17 protein-coding genes and 1 riboswitch are annotated in these 22119 nt (G+C 31.4%); of the genes, 15 read left to right on the forward strand and 2 right to left on the reverse strand.

Going from position 1 to position 22119, the window contains the following annotated elements; translation table 11 throughout:
* The first annotated feature begins 145 nt into the window (after positions 1-145).
* The 5 genes from plsY (at position 146) to GXK57_RS19350 (ending at position 7637) form a co-directional block, all read left to right on the forward strand.
* Entirely contained in the window at positions 146-772 is a 627-nt protein-coding gene (gene plsY, locus GXK57_RS19330; protein ID WP_243156474.1) for a glycerol-3-phosphate 1-O-acyltransferase PlsY, read from the forward strand.
* Between the two features lie 348 nt (positions 773-1120).
* Positions 1121-2410, forward strand: coding sequence for a tetratricopeptide repeat protein (locus GXK57_RS19335; protein WP_160679496.1), 1290 nt, complete (start codon positions 1121-1123; stop codon positions 2408-2410).
* 55 nt (positions 2411-2465) lie between these two features.
* Positions 2466-2606 (forward strand): hypothetical protein, encoded by a 141-nt coding sequence (locus tag GXK57_RS19340; protein ID WP_160679498.1) that lies wholly within the window; start codon positions 2466-2468, stop codon positions 2604-2606.
* 815 nt (positions 2607-3421) lie between these two features.
* A complete protein-coding gene (locus tag GXK57_RS19345) occupies positions 3422-5374 on the forward strand; it encodes an endonuclease MutS2 (RefSeq protein ID WP_160679500.1) in 1953 nt (650 codons plus the stop codon).
* A 508-nt stretch (positions 5375-5882) separates the two neighbouring features.
* The gene (locus GXK57_RS19350; protein WP_160679502.1) at positions 5883-7637 is read left to right on the forward strand and encodes a helicase-related protein; all 1755 of its coding nucleotides are present in this window, start codon (positions 5883-5885) and stop codon (positions 7635-7637) included.
* A gap of 53 nt (positions 7638-7690) precedes the next feature.
* On the opposite strand, the gene cobC is transcribed toward GXK57_RS19350, so the two are convergent.
* A complete protein-coding gene (cobC, locus tag GXK57_RS19355; RefSeq protein ID WP_160679504.1) occupies positions 7691-8299 on the reverse strand; it encodes an alpha-ribazole phosphatase in 609 nt (202 codons plus the stop codon).
* 528 nt (positions 8300-8827) lie between these two features.
* Here cobC and GXK57_RS19360 point away from each other — a divergent pair.
* From GXK57_RS19360 to GXK57_RS19400, 10 genes are all read left to right on the forward strand, one after another.
* Positions 8828-10789: an APC family permease gene (locus tag GXK57_RS19360; RefSeq protein WP_160679506.1), complete on the forward strand. Its 1962-nt coding sequence runs from the start codon at positions 8828-8830 to the stop codon at positions 10787-10789.
* 159 nt (positions 10790-10948) lie between these two features.
* Positions 10949-11058: riboswitch (SAM riboswitch) on the forward strand.
* A gap of 493 nt (positions 11059-11551) precedes the next feature.
* Complete coding sequence (locus GXK57_RS19365) at positions 11552-12415, forward strand: homoserine O-succinyltransferase (RefSeq protein ID WP_160679508.1); 864 nt, start codon at positions 11552-11554, stop codon at positions 12413-12415.
* 24 nt (positions 12416-12439) lie between these two features.
* Positions 12440-13663, forward strand: a complete 1224-nt coding sequence (locus GXK57_RS19370; protein WP_160679509.1) for a homoserine dehydrogenase — start codon at positions 12440-12442, stop codon at positions 13661-13663.
* Positions 13664-13831: 168 nt separating this feature from the next.
* Positions 13832-14668: a nucleotidyltransferase domain-containing protein gene (locus tag GXK57_RS19375; protein ID WP_207710238.1), complete on the forward strand. Its 837-nt coding sequence runs from the start codon at positions 13832-13834 to the stop codon at positions 14666-14668.
* A gap of 1 nt (position 14669) precedes the next feature.
* Positions 14670-15662: a nucleotidyltransferase domain-containing protein gene (locus tag GXK57_RS19380; protein WP_160679511.1), complete on the forward strand. Its 993-nt coding sequence runs from the start codon at positions 14670-14672 to the stop codon at positions 15660-15662.
* A gap of 96 nt (positions 15663-15758) precedes the next feature.
* Positions 15759-16658, forward strand: a complete 900-nt coding sequence (locus tag GXK57_RS19385; protein ID WP_160679512.1) for an ATP-binding protein — start codon at positions 15759-15761, stop codon at positions 16656-16658.
* Positions 16659-16886: 228 nt separating this feature from the next.
* Positions 16887-17021 carry a hypothetical protein gene (locus tag GXK57_RS26925; protein WP_275051635.1) on the forward strand — a complete coding sequence of 45 codons (135 nt, stop codon included), beginning with the start codon at positions 16887-16889 and terminating at the stop codon, positions 17019-17021.
* Positions 17022-17414: 393 nt separating this feature from the next.
* Positions 17415-18917, forward strand: a complete 1503-nt coding sequence (locus tag GXK57_RS19390; protein ID WP_160679513.1) for a spore germination protein — start codon at positions 17415-17417, stop codon at positions 18915-18917.
* Between the two features lie 39 nt (positions 18918-18956).
* Positions 18957-20168 carry a Ger(x)C family spore germination protein gene (locus GXK57_RS19395; protein ID WP_160679514.1) on the forward strand — a complete coding sequence of 404 codons (1212 nt, stop codon included), beginning with the start codon at positions 18957-18959 and terminating at the stop codon, positions 20166-20168.
* Positions 20149-21240 carry an endospore germination permease gene (locus tag GXK57_RS19400; RefSeq protein ID WP_160679515.1) on the forward strand — a complete coding sequence of 364 codons (1092 nt, stop codon included), beginning with the start codon at positions 20149-20151 and terminating at the stop codon, positions 21238-21240. Before GXK57_RS19395 ends, GXK57_RS19400 begins: the two co-directional genes overlap by 20 nt.
* Positions 21241-21414: 174 nt before the next feature.
* Here GXK57_RS19400 and GXK57_RS26380 read toward each other — a convergent pair.
* The coding region (locus GXK57_RS26380; protein ID WP_202127751.1) for a hypothetical protein at positions 21415-22119 on the reverse strand (705 nt) is incomplete at its 5' end.

Raw genomic sequence — 22119 nt, forward strand, 5'->3', positions numbered from 1 at the left:
ATCTTTAAAAATTAAGTAAAATATGTTTTCTTATAAGGAATTTTCATTTATTATATTATAGGTGGATGAATTTTATAATTGTATTATACAATATTTAGGTATTATAATACTTAAATAAATCTGGCCTATTTGTGGGCAAGTACAAATGAAAGGAAATGAGTTAATGAGCATTGGAGTATCTTTTATTTTTAGCATAATAGCATATTTGGCAGGTTCTATACCTACTGGATATATATTGATTAAGAAAATCAAGGGGATAGATATAAGAACTGTTGGAAGTGGAGGAACTGGCTCTACCAATGTTAGAAGAGTTGGAGGAACTTATATATCTCTTGCAACTCAAGTTGTGGATATCCTTAAAGGATTACTCCCAGTAGCTATTACAAGTTATTTGTTGAAAGATGGAATTATTAATATTGATTATAATAAAGATATTTTATTAGCTATTGTCGGTATTTCCGCTGTAGTTGGACATAATTACCCTGTATTCTTGAAGTTTAGAGGAGGAAAGGGTGTTAATACTACTGCAGGTGTGTTTTTGTTTTTAGCGCCAAAAGCAATAATAACAGCAGGGGTAGTATTTTTCTTGCTAAAATTATTGACCTCTATTGTGTCAATAAGGTCTATGATTCTTTCAGTTGTTTTAGTTATAGCAGCTATATTATTTGGTTATTCAACTCCTATAGTTGTTTGTACTGTATGCGCTGCAGCACTTTTAATCTTTAGACATAAGGGTAATATTAAAAGACTTATAAATGGAGAAGAAAAATAAAATACTAAATATATTTGTCTATGGAAGTTTTCTGGTATACATTTGGAAAATAACATAGGTACGAAAAAGCCACTGAAGAAATTTGCTTCAGTGGCTTTTTGTTTCATCTCCAAATAAATTATACACTAGATAAAGTAGTGGATAAGTATTCATAAGAAACTTAAATGGGAATGATAGGAAAAGAAGAAGATGTATAAATGTTATACTAATATTTATAAAATGACACAAAAATATTGTTAAAATTAACTTTTATATATAAAAAATGGTGATTGTTACAATAAAATGTTATATAATTATTATAAACATGATAACTGAGGGTGATATTACGTAAAGATGGAGGGGATTTAGTTGGATTTCTTAAACCCTAACGATAAGATAAGATTTATGAGGCATAGATTTAGGATCAACCAGGCTGATTTGGAAGATACAAATATGACTAGGGCTTTTATTAGTATGATGGAAAGCGGTAAGAGAAGGGTAAGCAAAACTAGTTCAGCTATATTAGCTAAAAAGTTTAACGCTATAGCTAATAAGATATCAGTGAAGCTTGATTTAGATGATGAATACTTCTATAGGTTTCCAAAGGAAGATGCAAAGTTTTATTGTGAGAAAGTTATATCCTCCAATATTTATAATCATGATGAAGTTGAGGAATTTATAGAAATAGGAAAAAAGTACGAATTAGATGACGTTTTAGCTAGGCTCTATAAAATAAATGGTGGTCTGTATTTCAAAGAAAACAACTTTATGAAAGCTTTTATTAATTTTAGTAATTCCTTAGGAAAGTATAAAGAACTTAATGAGCAGGAGTTTCAGCCGTATCTTTATAATGCCATAGGAGTATGTAAGATTGAAAGAAATGAAAATGAAGAAGCTGTATTTCATTTGCTTCGCGCAATAGACTATGCTAAAGAGCAGGAGAATAACTTATACTACATCAGAGCTAGCTATAACTTAGCATTAGCTTATTACAATATAAAAGATTTCGATAAATGCATAGAAATAATAAATAATAACGTACTGGTAACTGATATCAAAGAATACAATATGGATGACAATAATGCTAGAATAGTTAAGGCTAATGCAATGCTTATGGGTGGTAAAGAAGATGATGCAGTAGCTGAATATGAGGATATATTAATAAATCTTAAGGAAGATGACTTATGTAGAAGGGCTACCATTTACAACAATATTGGAGAGTTTTACTATAAAAAAGAACAGTATGAAAAGAGTCTAGAATATATAAATAAGGCTCAAAAAATTAAAGTAAAAGATAATAAAGATGATATAGCTACTAATGTGTTAGATTCAAAAGGAAAGCTGTTTTTTAAACAAGGACTGTACGATGAAAGTATAATGATATTTGAGCTTGCCATGAGTCTAGCAGAGCAAAATAATCAGTTTATTATTATTTTTGAAATATACAAGCACTTAACTAAGGTTTGTGAAGAAAAAGATGATTTGGAGAAATTAGAAGAAGTAACAAATAATTTTTTATCTATTTTAGAAGAAAACAATATAAGTAAGGGAAAGGACTACGCTATATATAAACTTGTGGAAATAGCTATGAAGCAAGGAAATAATGATGAAGCCATGAGGTTGTTAAAAAACTTAGGACAGGTTCTGGAGAACCTATAATTTGTATAACTTAAGCATATATAAGTTTTATTATTAAAAATAGGAGATGTTTAAATTGAAGAAAAAGTTATATGAAAAAATAGTAATCGGATTACTAGCAAGTATTTTTATATTACCAGTTGGACTAGCTACTAGCCATATTTCTAATAACATAGTGATGCTAACAGGGGTAGCTACTCCTCATCCAGAATTGTAAAAAATTAAGTTATTAATATTGTATTTTTTAATAAAGTAGTGTTATAATAAAAATAATTTAGTATACAAGGAGAATGTTTTATGAATGCTGAGGTTTCAAACTAAGTAAATTAAATAATGTCTAAATTTTGTTCAAGTTGCCTATTTTTTAGGTTTATTTGTTGTACGATTTTTAGGCTGACTTAGTGAAACATCATAAGCAGCATTCTTATATAAGGATATATAGCTGTGCTTGTGCACGGCTTTTTTTGTCTAGATATAACTGATTTATTTTTAGATTCTATACAAGATAATTTTGATTAAGTCATATATGTAGAGCATATTCTAAAATATCAGTTAAAAGCTTAATTATGTTGATGATAGTGGATTAGTTATTTTTAATGTCTGGGAAAGGCTAACTGAATCAGTTAACGCTTCAGCGACTTGTTTATAAAAAGAGTAACTTATTTACTTGTTAGTATTAAGCGTATATAGACTATGGGGAAAGTGAATTACTATCTATGATGAGAAATAGATATAATATACTACCTATATAAAAAAATATATCCAAAGATGCACCACTTCAATCTGGAAATATTAATTTTATTATGAAGTGATACATCTATATATGCAAATTTAGCTGTAAGTGAAACTTATGTTTCACTTACAGCTTTTTTTATTTTCTAGAAAGCATAAAGTTTTTTTGCTAGGCCTAGCAATACTACAGTTTCCTTGTGTAAGAACTTAAGGAGGAATTTAATATGGATTTTGTTATGAAAAGTATAGTTTCAAAGAAGAAGCAATGTATTAATTTTAAAAATATTGGAGGAATAAGAATTGAATAGTAAAGCCGTTGAAATATTAGAATTTAATAAAATAAAGGAATTGATGAAGGAATTTGCATTATCTGAATTAGGAAAGAAAAAAATTCAAGATCTAGAGCCGTATATGGATATAAACATTGTAAGAAGGCACATGAGGGAAACAACTGAAACAAGGCGCATAGTAAACAGAAGTTCAAGTGTTCCTTTACACAGTTTAAAAGGTGTAGATATCATAAAAGAAAAGTTGTCTAAAGGCATGATACTTTCAGCAGAGGAATTAGAATCTGTGGGAAACCTTTTAAAAGATATTAAAAGGCTTAAAAACTTTATGAAGACAAAGGAACAAATAGCTCCAACAGTTAGCTCTTACGCACTATCACTATTTGAGATGGAAGAGGTACAAATGGAGATAGAAAAATCAATTTCAAGAGGTATGGTTGATGATAGGGCTAGTAGTAAGCTTCAAAAGATAAGGAAAAAAATATTTATTTTAGAAGAAAGAATAAAAGCTAAATTAGACAATATCTTGAGAAATGATAAATATAAGAATTACATTCAAGATTCACTGGTAAGCCAAAGAAATGGAAGGTATGTTATTCCTATTAAGAGTGAGCATAAGAGAACTTTTGATGGTAATATCCATGATAGATCTCAAAGTGGGTCCACAGTATTCATAGAGCCTGCAGAAGTGAAGAAGTATCAAGATGAACTTGAACAAGAGCGTTTTGAAGAAGAAAAAGAAGTATATAGAATACTATCAGAACTTACTGCTACTGTAGCTTCTTATGAAAGAGAGTTGAGCTTAAATATTGAAGGCATGAGCTATTATGATTTTCTTTTTGCTAAAGCAAAATACAGTAAATCAATAGATGGCAATGAGGCTGTATTTAACAATAATAATGTTATAAAAATTAAGGATGGTAGGCATCCGTTACTAGGAAGTAAGGCTGTACCATTAGATTTTTCTATAGGTGAAGCTTATAAAGGACTTGTAATAACTGGACCAAATACTGGAGGAAAAACTGTAGCACTCAAAACCGTTGGACTGCTTAGTATGATGGCACAATCAGGACTTCATGTATCTGCTAGCAAGAATAGCGAGTTTACTATACTAGGAGATATTCTAGCAGATGTAGGAGATGGGCAGAGTATAGAACAAAGCTTGAGCACTTTTTCGTCCCATATAAAAAATATAATAGGTATTTTGGATATGGCAGATAAATATACCTTGGTCATATTAGATGAGATTGGATCAGGTACCGATCCAGGAGAAGGCATGGGCATAGCTGTGGCAGTATTAGAGAGGCTTTATGAAAAGGGGGCTATAATTTGTGCAACAACTCACTATAATGAGATTAAAGACTTTGCTAAGGAGCATGAAGGGTTTATAAATGGATCCATGGAGTTTGATATTAATACGCTGAAACCTAAATATAGACTTAATATAGGTAAGCCTGGGGAAAGTAACGCTTTTCTAATAGCTTTAAGGCTAGGAATGGATACGAGAATAATTGAAAGAGCTCACACTGTGACTTATAAAGAAAGTAAAGATTATACAAATATTATCTTTGAGCGAAAGGCTATAGAAGTAAGTTATAACAAAGATGAAAAAGCAAAACATTCAGAACAAGTTGTAAAGATAAAAGAATCCAATAAAATAAATAGAAATATAGAGAAGCAAAAGCAAAAACCATTGTTTGATATAGGAGATGCTGTATTTATAAGTTTTATGAACAGGACAGGAATAATCTGTGAAGAAGAGAATTCTAAAGGTGAATACGGTGTAATGGTAATGAAGAAGAAAATAAAGATAAGTAAAAAAAGACTTTCTAAATATATTAGCAAAGATGAGCTTTATCCGGAAGATTATGACTTTGATATAGTGTTTAAAAGTAAGAGATATAGAAAGGTTAATAAACTACTCAATAAGGGGAATACAGACGGTGTGGTACTTGAAGAAGAGTAACTAAGGTCAGTGTTGAAATTAAGTGGTTGGACAATAGGAATTATTATGGCTTCTGTGATTGGGGTGCTAATGGGAAGATATTTGTGTGAATAGAAATATTGATGAAAGACTTATAAGGACATTTTCTTTATAAGTCTTTTTTTACCAACATTATTTTAATACAGCTACATATAAACTAAAAATGTATGTTAATACTATATAGTAATATACAAATTATTTATGACAACTAGAATTAATTAATAGTTGAGTTATTATATATATAGGGTTCACGGCTCGAAGTTTAAGTTATAATCACCGTTAAAGTCTTGCAAAATCTATTGCAAGTAAAACTCATAACTTAAAGTTTGATCTTGTAACCATATAAGAAGAATACAATCTTAAAGTGAAATGCTATAATATATATAAATAGTGGCTCTGTAAAAATAATGTAGTGAAATTAAATATAACTTAAATTCTTTTAGCAGTTTAAAATAGGCGGAAACAGCCGTAATTATAGGGGTAAGTTTAGATGAAAAGAGCAGATGAGAGAAACTTTAGAAAAATAAAAAATCAAATTTCTCAAATTGACGAAATAGTAAGACATACTAAGACAAATGCTTTATGGGAGCACGAGGCTTCAGTGAGAAAGAAGCTAAAAGAGCTTAATCAATTTAGAAAGGAAGAAATAAGAGAGTATGATAAGGTCTATGATCAGTATGTAGAAATATTGAATTACATCTCCGAGAGACTTCTTGAAGATTATAACAGAAAGAATAACTCTTCTTTTGATTTTTATTCTATAGTAAGAAACAATTTTGAGAGCTATGTAAATTCAGGTATTATAAGTGTTCTTATAGCTGAACATATTCCTAAGATAATATCAAAGGAGTTTGATGAAGTATTTCCTAGAAATCCTAAGGATGAGTATAGAAGAGCAAGAGCAATAAAAAGAAAGATATTTTTACATCTTGGGGATACGAATACTGGAAAGACATATAATTCTATGGAAAGATTAAAGCAGTGCGATAAAGGAATATATCTTTCTCCGCTTAGAATACTAGCTTTAGAGAATTATGAGAGGCTCAATAAAGAGGGCGTTAAGTGTAATCTCATAACTGGAGAGGAAGAGATAATTCACGAGGATGCTAAGCACATATCATGTACTATAGAAAAACTTGATATAAATGAAGATTATGAAATTGCAATAATAGATGAGATTCAGATGATAGATGACGATCAAAGAGGTGCAGCTTGGACAAGAGCATTGCTGGGCCTAAGGTGTAGGGAAATACATGTTTGCGGTGCGAAAAATTCAAAGGAATTGCTAGTGGAAATATTAGAAGACTGCGAAGATGAATATGAAATTATAGAATATAAAAGACAAATTCCTCTCATTGTTGATGAAAAAGCTTTTACGTTAAAGGATATCAATCCAGGAGATGCTTTAGTAGTTTTCTCTAAGAAAAGAGTTTTGGAGCTTGGTATGCATTACTCAGCTTTAGGTATGAGGGCTAGTCTGATATATGGGGATTTACCACCAGAAGTTAGAAGAAAGCAGTATGAGAGCTTCATAAGTGGAAATAGCAAAATACTTATTTCTACAGACGCCATAGGTATGGGAGTCAATCTTCCTATAAAAAGAATTGTATTTATGGATATAAAAAAATTCGATGGCAATGAAGTTAGATTTTTAAAAAGCCAAGAAGTTAAGCAAATAGGTGGCAGAGCTGGAAGAAAGGGAATATATGAAGAAGGATTTGTTGCTTGTAGCGGCAGCAATCAAGGCTTTATTGAAGAAAACTTACTTATGGAAGATCAGCCAATTGAGGAGGCTGTTTTAGGACCAAGTGAAGAAATCTTAAAGATAAAGAGTTTATCTTTAAGAGAAAAACTGGCCTTGTGGAGTACAAAAAAAGAAAAACTTAGCTACTATAGAAAAATGGATGTTAGTGAATATCTAGTTATTCTGGATGCTATAAAAAGCTACAAGATAACAGAGGAAAAACAATGGAAGCTTATGAGGATTCCTATAGATATATCCAATGAAGATATTATGAAGGCCTTTATAAGTTACATAGATGAGCATTTTGTGGCTAAAAGTGATACGTTAACAAAACCAGGACTCAAATTTTATGATTTGAAAGAATTGGAAAATTATTATCAGAAGATAAATTTATATTATTCGTTTTCGAGAAATTTTAAGCTTCACTTTGATGAAGAATGGGTGTACGAAGAAAGAAAAAATGTAAGTGAAGAGATTAATAAAATACTTTTGAATTTATAATAAAAGCTGTGCATAATAAGGAAAATAAATATACTTATTTATGCACAGCTTTTTTACTTTATACAGCTTAAGTTAGAGTTTACTGCTAATACCCTGAAAGATTGTTTAGAAGGTATATAATCTACTATACTTATACTTCCATTTGGTATATCAAGTGCAGCTCTATTTTGAAGTGGAATTTGAAGAATTGTACATAAAATTACCTTTATTACAGCTCCGTGGGATACTAGAGCTATATCGCAATTACAATCCTCTAGGAGAGAACTTAAAGCTTTAAATACTCTTTCCTTAAGTTCTATATAGGACTCACCTTCAGGCGGTGCTGTGGCTGCTATATCTTTTGACCATATGTCTAAGAAATCCTTGTACTCGGATCTAATTTCTTCCCAAGTCTTGCCTTCCCATTGGCCAAGATTAATTTCCCTAAATTCATTTATTATTTCAGTATTTATATTAAGTTTTTTTGACAAAGGAGAGGCCGTTTTTATTGCTCTCTTCAAAGGACTTGAAAAAACTCTGCCTATATTACATTCTTTTAGTAAATCAGCTATAGCTTCAGATTGTTCTATTCCTACAGCATTTAACTCTTCATCTTTGCTTCCTTGATACCTAAAAGCTTGGTTCCATTCTGTTTGACCATGACGTATTAAATAAATAAGCAATAAGATTCACCTCGTTTCCAAGTACTAACAAATAGTGAAATACAATAAAATTAGTGCTTTTATATTTTAAAAACTTGAATTAAACCATAAAAATATAGTTTATTTTTAATTATATATTAAAAAAAGTTTTTTATATATATAATTTGTAAGATTACACAATACCTAAAAAAATACATTAGTTAATGATGGTAGCATTTTATATTAAAATAAGTAAGTAAGTGATACAGCTGTGTTAAATGTTTACAATAAAATTAAAAGTTCTTATATTTAATATTATGCGTTCAAAGTATCTAATTTATTTGTATGGAGTAATTAAAAAAGTAATAAGACAGATGTTAAATTTGGCTAAATTGAGAGGTTTTCGACTATAAATCGGTAATTATAATAAATAGCATCAGTTCTTCTTGATATATATTAATTTTTTATTAATTTAGAGCGATTTAATGAGTTTGAAGCTTGTCACACACACTGCTATAATACAAAATTGTTTCATTAATAATTTAGAAATATTTCGGGAGAGGATATTTTATGGAAAAGATAAAAAGAAAGGTCATTGGTGAGCCTTTAAAATCATCACAGATTAAACATGAAAAGTTTAGTATTTTTAGAGGACTACCGATCTTATCATCCGATGCAATCTCTTCAGTAGCCTATGCTTGTGAAGAAATACTTATAGTTCTTATTCCAGTAATGGGTATACTGTCCTATAAGTACTTGTTACACGTAACTTTTGCGATCATTGCATTGCTATGCATTTTGATTTTTTCTTATAGACAAACTATTGATAGTTACCCAAGTGGTGGCGGATCATATATAGTTTCCAGAGAGAATTTAGGGGTTATGCCTAGTTTACTTGCTGGAGCATCACTTACAACAGATTATATATTGACTGTTGCAGTAAGTTCTACAGCTGGTGTTGCTGCTATTACTTCAGCTTTTCCTTCGTTACTAGAATTTAGAGTTCTATTAACGATACTTATAATAATTATCATGACAGTTGGTAACTTAAGAGGAATTAGAGACTCAGCAAAGATATTTAGTATACCTACATATTTCTTCTTATTTATAACATTGCTAATGATAGGAGTTGGAATTATAAAATATCTTATATTTGGATATGTTCCAACAGAAGCGGTAAAAACTCAAATGGCAAGTACTGCTGGTGATATGACTCTTTTCTTATTTTTAAGAGCTTTTGCAGCTGGATGTACAGCACTTACTGGTATAGAAGCTGTTAGTGATGGTGTTGCAAACTTTAAAGCTCCAGCAACCAAGAATGCTAAAAGGGTATTAAGCTTATTGTTTGCTATAGTTGTTATAATATTTGGTGGGGTATCATACCTTTCAACTATATATCATACAACAGCAGGTGGAGATAGAACTGTAATATCACAAATTGCTGGACAAGTTTTTGGACAAAATAGTATTTTATTCTTTGTTATGCAATTTGCTACTACTTTGATACTTATAATGGCTGCAAATACTGCTTTTTCAGATTTCCCTCTTCTGCTTTCTTTTATAGCTAGAGATGGATTTGCTCCAAGACAGTTTGCTAAAAGAGGAGATAGATTAAGCTACTCTAATGGTATAATACTTCTTGCAGTTTCAGCATCCATATTAGTTATTATATTTAAAGGTGAAAATCATTTGATGCTACCTCTATATGCTATTGGTGTATTTATATCCTTTACTTTATCACAAAGTGGAATGGTAATGAGATGGGTACGTACAAAAGCTCCAGGATGGAGACATAAGGCCTTTATAAATGGATTTGGTGCTGCAATAACTTTTATAACACTAATTGTAATATCTATAGTTAAATTTGAGCATGGTGCATGGGTTGTTATAATACTTATTCCTACAGTAATGCTTGGAATGAAAAGAATAAAGAAACACTATACTAAGGTTGCTAGACAGCTTAGCTTAGATAATAACTACTTCCCAGTATTTAATAGTAATGCAGCTAAGAGATTTATAGTGCCAGTAGGATCACTAAATGAAGCTGTAATTAAAACAATAAATTATGCAAAATGTTTATCTGATGATATAACTGCTTTCCATGCTTCTACAGATGAAGAAGAGACTGCAAGACTTAAGGAAAAGTGGGATAAGTATGAAATGGGAATTCCACTAGTAATAAGAACTGTTGATTATAGAGAAGTTGTTAATCCTTTAGTTGAATTTATAGAAAATGGCAACTTTAGACAATCTAAAAAGGATATGGTAACAGTAGTTATTCCTCAATTTAATGCTGAAAAGTGGTGGGGAAATATACTACACAATCAAACAGCAATGTTCTTAAGAACAACTTTGCTTAAGAGAAGAAATATAGCTGTTATATCCGTTCCATTTATAATAGAAAATGACTATGCTTCAGGTAATATGGAGAAGGTAATGGAAGAATATACTGATAGGGATTGTTTTAAAGCTAAAAATAATTGTTGCGAAAAGGCAGATAAAACAGAGAAAACAAATAAGAATAATAACTAAGCAATGAAAAGCAAAAAAGAGTAAAGCAATAAAAAATGAAGATAATAGGAGTAAATCCTCGGTAATGCTGTTTGATTTTGCTCCTATTATCCTAATTGGATATTTGAACATATAAGTTTTTCTTGTATAATTATAGCAAACATAATTGAATATTTAGGTCTTTTATCAAGAATGGTGGAGGGACTGGCCCTTTGAAGCCTAGCAACAGCTAGCAGTCATTAGCTAGAATTGTGCTAAATCCTGCAGGAGATTTTCCTGAGAGATAACAGATACGCTAAACACATTTGAATTATTTAATTGCGATGTATAAAGCTATTTCTATATCTCTATAGTAATAGCTTTTATTTTTTTATAAAAATTATTACTATAGAGATATATACTATACTTAAATAAATGAAGAGGCTTTATAGCATGGGGAATAACATTTTATTATGATTCTCTATTATAAGCGCAAGATCATATACAATCAAAGCAGATTTATGTATGATTATTATTAAGATGATTTTAGTAATTATTATTTTTTGATAGAAGACTACCGATGGAGAATTTTCTCCATAAAAGGTAGTCTTTTTTGCTTTTAACAAAGTGAAAATTTTTTGCTACCTAAACCTAGTAATTTCAAGAGCTTAGAACAGCTGTTTAGGGGAGACAGTAAAAAAGATTATGTGCCTGCCAGAATATCTTCACATACATTCGTAAAAGGCATATGAACAAAAAAACAAGGAAGGTAAGAAAATCAGTATTTTATTTTAGGAGGATGACATGACGATATATTGTGGTAAAAAGATAGTTGGATTAGACTTAATGAAATATAACCCAAATATTTGTGCAGACGTTGCTAATGAGAACTTACCTAAAATAGGCGTTTTAAATCTAATGCCAAATAAATATGACACAGAAAAGCAGCTTTTGGAACTATTATCAAGGACTAAACTGGATTTAGAGGTTAGCTTTATAAGATTACTAACCCATAGATCTAAATCAGTTTCTAATGAATATTTAGAGGAAAACTATGAGGCTTTTGATGAACTTAAAGAAGATATTGATTGTTTAATAGTTACTGGAGCACCAGTAGAAAAATTAGAATTTAATCAGGTATCCTATATAGATGAATTGAATCAAATTATGGACTATATTAAATCAAAAGGTAAAAAATCGGTGTTTATATGCTGGGGAGCTCAGGCAGCACTTAATCACTATTATGGAATAAGAAAAGAACTTTGTGAGGAAAAGGTGTTTGGGATATTTAAGCATAAAAAGCTAGATGAGAACTTGTTGCTAGATGGAATAAGTGACAAATTTTATGCCCCCCATTCAAGACATACTAGATTAAGAAGTGAAGATATAAGAAAATATAATACTTTGACAACCTTGGCTTATTCAGACGAAGTTGGTGAGTACATTATAGTTGATGATAATTCGCTCTATATACTAGGGCACTGTGAATATCATAAGGAGACTTTGAAAAATGAATATTTTAGAGATCTAAAAAAAGGCCTTTCTATAAATATTCCTAAGAATTATTTTGTCAATGATGATCCTCATAATGACATAATTGAAAGCTGGCAGGAAGATGGGGTTAAGCTATATAAAAATTGGCTTAGGAGATCCTTAAAAATACAGTAAAGAGAAGATTAAGTGGAGGTATATATGAAAAGAATAGCTTTATTAGGATATGGTGTGGTTGGAACAGGGCTTATAGAGTTAATTGAAAAAAATAGAGATAAAGATGAAAAACTTAATATAGATGTAGAGGCAATTTTAGTAAAGCATAAGGAGAAGCATGAAAATAAAAAGCTTAATCAAATAATTACTGATGATTGTGAAGAGGTGTTTTCAAAGGATTGGGATATTCTTGTTGAAGTAATTGGTGGAATAAATCCGGCGTATGATTATGTTAAAAGAGCTTTAATGCTTGGAAAGAATGTTGTTACAGCCAATAAAGATCTAATAGCTGAGTATGGTGAAGAGCTTTTTCAAATAGCTAAAGAAAAAGGAGTTTCATTGAAATTCGAAGCCTCTGTGGCGGGAGGAATACCTATTATAAAACCTCTTACTGAGTCTTTGTCAGGTAATGATATAAAAAGTATAAAAGGTATAATAAATGGCACAACAAACTTTATACTATCAAAGATGTACGAGGAGGGAGTAGAGTATGAAGAGGCTCTTAAAGAGGCTCAGGATATGGGATTTGCTGAGGCCAATCCAGATGCAGATGTGCTTGGATATGATGCTGCTAGAAAGCTCGCAATACTTTCTACCTTAGCTTTTAAAAAGAGAGTTTTTTGGAAAGACATAAAGGTTGAGGGGATAACGTCAATTGATAGTAAGGACTTTGCTTATGCAAAGAAAGCTAATTGTAAGATTAAATTATTGTCCTATAGTAAAAAAGAAGAAAATAGGGTGTTTGCAACAGTAAAGCCTGTACTAATTGACAGTGAGTCGGATTTTTATAGAGTTAACAATGAGATTAACTCTGTGATTTTAAGTGGAGATGCAGTGGGTGAACTAGTCTTTAAAGGTAGTGGAGCAGGTATGCTTCCAACAGCTTCGGCTGTATATGGAGATATTGTTGATCTTGCATTTAATAAAAATAATATTGTGATAAACAGCTTTTCGGAAGAAAAACTAAGTGTAGAACACAGTTCCGAGGAGAAGCTACAAAGTCTAATAAGGATTGATACTGACAACAAGAAAGATCTTATTTTAGAACTTACCAATAGGTTCATTGCTGCGGAGCTGTTAGATTTGTTTGACAATGAAGTTGCTTTATTAGTGGATGGGTATACGGAAGTAGAGTTAGAGGATAATTTGACTGCTTTAAAGCAATTAGCTTATGTGAATAGAGTTAGAAAGATATCAAAAGTGAGCTGATTTAAGAAATATTTGGGGCAAAATACTTGTTGAACATAATATATGCTGCATTTAAATAATGTTAATATGTAAAATCATGTATACGAAAAACTAATATACATGATTTTTTTCTTTTATCAAACACAAAAATTTAAGTGAAGATAGTTTTGGCAAAGAGGTATACAGGTCTTGTTAGCTTTTAATATTTTTGCAAAACTGCTATTATATTTAATAGTTACTGATGAAAGTAGGGATAAATATATGTATGAAAAGATAAAACAAACATTAACTGAAGTCGAGAAGAATAATGGTATTAACATACTTTATGCAGCTGAATCTGGAAGCAGGGGCTGGGGCTTTGAATCCCTAGATTCTGACTATGACTGTAGATTTATATATATTAACAGTAAAGAGTTCTACCTTTCTATTGATGAAGGAAAAGACTACATAGAGTTGCCGGTGGATAAAGTTTACGATGTAAATGGATGGGATTTAAAAAAGGTATTGAAGGCCATAAGAAAATCTAATCCGACAGTAATTGAGTGGCTTAACTCACCAATAGTCTATACAGAGAAAGAAGATTTTAAAAAAGAAATAATGGAGCTTTGCAATGAATACTTTGATGAAACCTTAACTATATATCACTATCTTCATATAGCAAGAAAAAAGCTTGATGAGGTTAGTAATGAGCAATACAGTAAATTGAAAAAATACTTTTATATATTAAGACCTTTATTTGCATGCTGTTGGGTTATGGATAATAAATCTATACCTCCTATGGAGTTTGAGCCTTTATATAAAAATATGAAGCTTGATATTCAGCAAAAGGAAGAGATTGATAGATTGTTAGATTTAAAGAAAGTAAGTAATGAAAGTGAGCTTATACAAAGGAGTGAAGTTATAGTAGCATATGCCGAAGCACTTATCATAGATTGTGAGCAGTATTTGAAAGACAACAGAAAAGGAAGTAATAAGGATAGTGATAGGCTAAATAAATTTTTTATCAAATGGTTAGAGAGGAAATAAAATGGATGAAAAAATAATAAAAAAATTAAATTCATCTGCATATGATTTCTTAAGGGATGATCTTAAACTTAAAAATAATATTATTTATTTAGTAGTAAGTGGTTCTTATGGTTATGGAACTAACGGAGAAAATAGCGATATTGACCTTAGAGGTTTTTTAATAGAGGATGAAGAGGTGCTTTTTAAACTTGGATCTTTTGAACAATATGAAGATAGAACCAGTGATACTGTAATATATGGGTTAAAAAAGTACATTAATCTAGCATTAAGTGCTAATCCTCATGCACTTGAACTATTAGGAATTGAGGATGAATGTATTTATATGATGAACTCATATGGTAAGATGATTCGCGATAACTCAAATTTATTTCTTTCTAAAAGAGTTATAAATAGCTTTGGAAATTATGCTCTTGCTCAATTGCGGAGATTAGAGAACGCCCTCTCAAATAATTCCTTAGATTTAGTTGTGAAAAATAAACATTTACTAAATGCTCTAAATAAGCAGCTAATAAGCTTTAATCAAATGTATCATACTTTCGATAGTGGAAATATAAACTTATACATTAATGAATCACCCAAAAAAGATATATATATGGACATATGTTTAAGCAAATATCCATTAAGAGATTTTACAGCAATATATTCTAACATGAATAATATAGTTAAAAGTTATGAAAAGTTAAATCATAGAAATAATAAAAAAGAAGAAGTAAAGCTATATAAGCATGCTATGCATCTAGTTAGACTTTTAATTACGGGAAGATACATACTAGAGGGAAATGGAATTAAAACAAGACTAGAAAATTATATTCCTTTATTCCTAGATATAAGAAATGAGAAATATAATTTCGACCAAATATTTGAAATAGTAAATTCATGTGAAAAAGATTTTAACTATGCGGCTAAAGAAACGAATTTACCAGATATCCCTAACAAAGAACAAGTTGAGGATATGATGGAATTTATATATAAAGGCTTTTATAATATTAAGTAAGTTATAAGTCAATCTTATCCAACTAATCTGCTATGGAAAAGTAACCATAAAAGGTGTTATAATATTCTTTACTAAATATTATAACGAGGTGAACATATGAGTGGTATAGCTGGAAATGGATGCGAGATAGTAGTTCCATTTAATGAAAGAAAGTCACTTGATGAGATAGAAACAAGTCTAAGAAAGACTTATAAGAAGCATATATGGTCTAAGTTTGTAAGAGCAATTAAGGACTATAAGATGATAGAAGAGGGAGATAAGATTGCTGTAGCAATATCTGGCGGAAAAGACTCAATGCTCATGGCCAAGCTTTTTCAAGAGCTAAAGAGACATGGTCAAATGAATTTTGAGTTAGAATTTGTAGTAATGGATCCAGGATATCATCCTCAAGTAAAGGAATTACTTATAAGTAACTGCGAACACCTGAATATTCCAATTACTATTTTTGAATCAGGTATTTTTGATATAGTTGATAAGATAGCAAAGGATTATCCGTGTTATATGTGCGCAAGAATGAGAAGAGGTGCGCTTTATAACAGAGCTAAAGAACTAGGCTGTAACAAGCTTGCTCTAGGACATCATTATAATGATGTTATTGAGACTACTATGCTTAATGTGCTTTATGGTGGAAACTTTAAAACAATGCTGCCTAAATTAAAATCAGATAACTTTGAAGGCATAGAGCTTATAAGGCCACTGTATTATGTTGAAGAGGTACATATAAAAAGATTTATTCAAAATGCTGGAATATGGCCTCTAAACTGTGCATGCATGGTTGCGGCTAAGAAGATCGGTAATAAGAGATATGAAATAAAAGAAATGATTGAAAACATAAAGAAGGACTTTAGTGATGTAGAAAAATCTATATTCAATGCAGCTAGAAATGTTAATATGAATTCAATAATAGGTTGGGAAAAAGATGGAGTAAAGCACTCATTCTTAGATGAGTATGATGTTGAAGCAAATGTTGGAAACGACGAGAGCACTGAAGTTTAGTAATGCAATTAAGGTATACCAGGTCAAAATAAAGCTTTCCATGAGTCTACGAAGCTTTATTTTTATAGATTTAATTATGAAGTAGTATGTCTATAATATATAGTGGGATAATAATAGTGTTAAACTTATTAGTCTGCTAGATTTTCCTCATATACATTTGGAAAGGCAGATGTGCAAAAAATTACTGAAGAACGACCCTTTAGAAAATTTTTTATAAGGAGGACTATTATGGCTACTAGAAAAAATAAAGATAAAAGTAAACAAGTAGATGAGAGAATAAGTATGGAAATTCAATCCGATGTGGTTCATGAACATACATCTCATACAGATAATCAGCCAAAAGCTAAATATCAAAAGAAATAAAGTATATTTTGAAGAAGCCATTTTTTAGGCTTCTTTTTTTATTGTTAAGGAAAATGTAAATTTTTTTGTTATCTAGACCTAGCAATATCAATGGTTTATCACTCGCAATTATTGGAAAAGTTACTGGTGAATAAGTAGCTTTTCTATTGGATATAATTAGAATTGTATATTTTGAGAAGTACTTTGTATATATAGGATTTTGATGTTTAGTAAGGAAGCCATAAAGTACAAAAATATATATTTATATGCCATAACAAGAGTAACCCTCAAACCTGCTTAAGTACTATATATTTATATAAATTTATAATTATAACTTTATATAAATATAACAATTTAAGAATATAAAAAGCTTTAATTTTTATTATATTGTTATGAAATTAGGAGAGGCTTTATATGGAAAATAGAGTAGTAGCTACACAGCTGGAAAATAATAAAAGTTTTATTAAAAGTAAGCTTGGTAATAGTGGGGATGTTACCTTTAGAGATTTTTACATACCAATGTTCGGTGAGAAAAAGGCTTTTGTAGTTTATATAGACGGTCTTATTGGTTCTCCAGAGATAGAAGATGTTCTTCTTAGGCCTCTTATGTCAAGAAAAAATGAGTACGTAAATCCTCAGGATAGCAATGCTTTAGATCTACTAATAAGTAAAGGTATTATTTCAAAATCAGTTGAAAAATCAAGAGATCCTGACAAACTTTTAGATAGTTTATTGTCTGGAGACACTATAGTTTTTATAGATACTATGGATCAAGGATTGATTATATCGACCCGCGTGTTTCAAATGAGAAGTATAGCAGAGCCTATAAATGAAGCTAGCTTAAGAGGTCCTAAGGATAGTTTTATAGAAAATTTGAGATCAAATACGGCACTTATAAGAAGAAGAATTAGAGATTATGATCTTAGATTCGATTCTATAAAAGTTGGCAAAAGAACTAAGACAGATGTGGTTTTGGCCTACATAGATACTTTGGTGAATAAAGAAGTATTAAAAGAAGTCAATGAAAGGTTAAGCAGGATTGATATTGATGCGGTTCTTGATAGCGCTTATATTGAGGAAATGATTGAGGAATCTTCATATACCATTTTTCCACAAATTGAAATAACAGAAAGGCCAGATAAGGCTTGCGCCTCAATACTGGAGGGCAAAGTAGTAATTATAGTGGATAATAGTCCTGTTACTTTAATTCTTCCTACTGTTTTTTGGCAGTTTTTTCAGGCAGCAGGAGATTACTATGAAAGATTTCAAGTGGCAACTTTTTTGAGATGGCTTAGAGTAATAGCCTTATTTTTATCAATGACTCTGTCGTCTATATATGTAATGCTAGTATCTTTTCATCAAGAGATGCTTCCTACTCCTCTTGCGCTGAAGATAGCTGCCTCCAGAGAAGGAGTCCCTTTTCCATCTATTATGGAAGCTTTTTTTATGGAATTTATGTTTGAGCTTATGAGAGAGGCGGGACTACGTATGCCTAAGCCCATAGGGCAGGCGGTTGGAATAGTAGGAGCACTAGTAGTAGGCGAGGCTGCTGTAACTGCTGGCCTTGTTGGGCCTTTGCTTGTGATTTTGGTAGCTGGATCAGCTATAAGCTCTTTCGCAATTCCTGCATATAATACATCTTATTCTTTAAGGCTAACTAGATTTTTTATACTTTTCTGTACTGGTATGTTTGGAATACTAGGATTCTTAGGAGCAGGAATATTTATAACCCTTCATTTACTATCACTGAAATCTTTTGGGGTACAGTTTTTAGGACCTTTAGATCCTTTTATAGCTAGAGGAAAGAAAGATATGCTCTTTAAAGCACCACTTTGGAGTATGAAGGACAGATCTCCTTTATTTAAACCTCAAGATACTGATAGGCAGGCTAAGGATGGAAATAAGCCAGAGCCATAATAAAGCGAATTTTTATGTATTTGGAAAGTGGTGAAACATATGAAGAAAATTAAAGGTATTTGTATACTTTTAGAGATAGTTATATTTACATCAATATTCCAAGGTTGTTGGGATATGAGAGAGATAAATGAACTAGGATTAGTGATGGCAGTTGGAATTGATAAAAAGGGAGATAGTGAATTCTCAGTAACACTTCAGGTTGCGAAGCCTAATGAAGCAGGAAGCAGTAATCAGGGGTCAGGAAGTGAACCAACTTGGGTTGGTACAGCTGATGGAAAGACTATTTTTGATGCTATAAGAAATGTCGCCAAAATATCATCAAGAAGAATTATGTGGGCACATAATAATATTATAATAATTGGAGAAGATTTAGCTAAGGATGGTATAACCCCAATTATTGACTTCTTTACTCATAATGTTGAATTAAGGATGAAAACTTGGGTGGCTGTGGTTAATGGAGATGCTAGAAAGTATATTGAGGCCAAGACAGGAATGGAAAGTATACCTGCGCTAGCTTTAGCTAGGCTCTATAAATATAATGAACTTCCAGGAAAGAGTGTAAAGTCGGATATGTTAACTGTATTTAGAGACTATAAGAGTGATACTCAAGAGGTTATAATATCTCAGCTTAACATGGTGCCTAATGCATCAAAAACTGATGCTCAGGTGGAGCTGGCAGGAGCAGGAGTTTTTAAGCATGATAAACTTGTTGGTTTCTTAACTCCAGATGAAACAAGAGGCATTAACTTTGTTAGACATAAATTAAGAAATTCAATTATATCAGTAGCGTCTCCTTTGCTAGATGATAAGAGAGTTGCTGTTGAGCTTGGTAACATAGATACGGATATAAAAACAAAGATTATTGATGACCTTCCTCAAATAAATATAAAAATTTCTACAGATGGTAATATTGCAGAACAAGATAGGCCATCAAATATATCAACTGAAGTTTTTAAGAAAGAAATTGAAAACTTACTTCAAGCAAAGATAAAGGGTGATGTTGAAGATGCTCTACGAAAGTTACAGACAGATTTTAATAGCGATGTGGTTGCATTTGGAAGAATAGTACACATGCAAAATAAAAATGCTTGGAATAAAAACTTACAGTATAAGTGGGGCGAAACCTTTAAAAAAGTGCCAGTAAAAGTAGAAGTTAAAGTAGATATAAGATCTAGTTCATTGTTCCAGATTCCAATGCAAGATGAAAAAATTAGCGAAGGTGGGCAAAAAATTGAAGGCAAAGATAAGTAAGTTGCAGTATTTTTTCTTGATACCAAACCTTATGTATGGAAAGGCTATAGGTATAACGTCAGGTATAGTGGTACGAAAGATGGGAGCAGACGCGTGGACTTCCATGCTTATAGGTTTTATAATAGGAGCATTGTTTGTTATGTTATCTAGTGTAATAGCCATAAGGTTTATGGAAAAAAATATAGTTGAGTTTACAAGAGAACTTATAGGGCCAAGAACTTCCTTTTTTTTAGGGGTTGTTCTTAGCCTGTATTTCATTATATCATTCACTGTATCATGTAATGTGTTAACCTTGCATTTGAAGGAATATTTACTTCCTCAAACCCCTTTTATTGTGCTATGCGCGGTATACATAGCCTTGTGTGCTTATGGTGCTTTTCTTGGTATTGAACCTATAATAAGATTCTCGTTTTTTGGTTTTATAATGACTATGTTGATTAATATAACAATGATTGCAGGCACTATCAACGATTTTAGATTAGAAAACTTGAGACCAATCATGGATAGAGGTGTTTTGGCAAATATCATGGCGAGTCCATATATATTTTTAGATGTATCAATGGTAATATTATCGATATTTATAATATATCCAATGATATCAGATAAGAAGTCTATGAATAAGATAACCTTTTGGGGGCTAATTTTGGGGATAGCAAGTGTAATAATATGGCCGATTTTTGAAACAGGAGTTCTTGGTGCTGATGTTATGAAGCAATTTGTAGTTGTATGTATGCAGCAGGTAAGAAGTGCTGAACTTACTCAATATTTGCCTAGATATGAGCTAATTATGGTTAGTTTTTTTGTATGGGGATTGTTTGTGCAATCTGTTGTAATGCTATATTGCTCTATGTATACTATCAAACAAGTTACAAAGACAAAAAATAATTTATTAATATTAATTCCGCTGACCCTTGTTTCAGTTGTCATAACCTACTATCAAGGAAGAGATCATAATGTATATATAAGTTTTTTAAGCAACCTATGGGCTCCTATATCATTTGTTCTGGCTATACTTGTACCATTGCTTTTATTTGTATGTATGATTTTTAGAAAAAATCGTATTAACAGATAAATAATATTAAATATATACCTATACTAACTATAAAGTATTGCACATTGTATAATTATATTATTAGAGCTAAATAAAATTTTATCCTTATTATTAATCAGTTTCATAAAGGTAAAAGGCCCAGATAATGTTAGAATTTATCTGGGCTAAAATATTTTATATAATTTTTTTCATTTATTAGGTGCTAAGATTATTTAAAATTAGTGAAGCTGATACTGAATTTATAGAATAAAGTATTATTGGATTTTCTGAGTTGTTTATTAACTCTACAGTCTGTGAAGTTGCTAATGGAATTATTGCTTGACCCATTACTAGATTCGTAGGTGTAGGGTGGCTATAAACACTTACATCCACAATTTGAGTTCCATTGAGCCTAAGGGCTATACTTTCAAGGTTTGTGTCTGAAGCTATAACTATAAATCTAGCTTCATACAAACCAGGAGTTACTATAGTTACAAAGGTTGATATAGGAGTAAATCCAAAACCGTTTTGTACTGCGCCATTAAAAGGAACAGGAGAACCTGGGTTTACTACACCACCTATATTGTTATAGAAATATCCGTAAGCACTTAAACCTGCACCAGTAGGACCAGTAGCACCAGTAGGGCCAGTAGGACCAGTAGCACCAGTAGGGCCAGTAGGACCAGTAGGTCCGGTAGGACCAGTAGCGCCAGTAACACCAGTAGCACCAGTAGGTCCGGTAGATCCAGTAGGACCAGTAGGACCAGTAGGGCCAGTAGGGCCAGTAGGACCAGTAGGTCCGGTAGCACCAGTAGGTCCGGTAGGACCAGTAGGACCAGTAGGACCAGTAGGTCCGGTAACACCAGTAGCACCAGTAGGTCCGGTAGGACCAGTAGGACCAGTAGGACCAGTAGGTCCGGT

Origin of the sequence: Clostridium sp. C8-1-8 (genome assembly GCF_009928445.1) — a bacterium.
GTDB lineage: Bacteria > Bacillota > Clostridia > Clostridiales > Clostridiaceae > Clostridium_AR.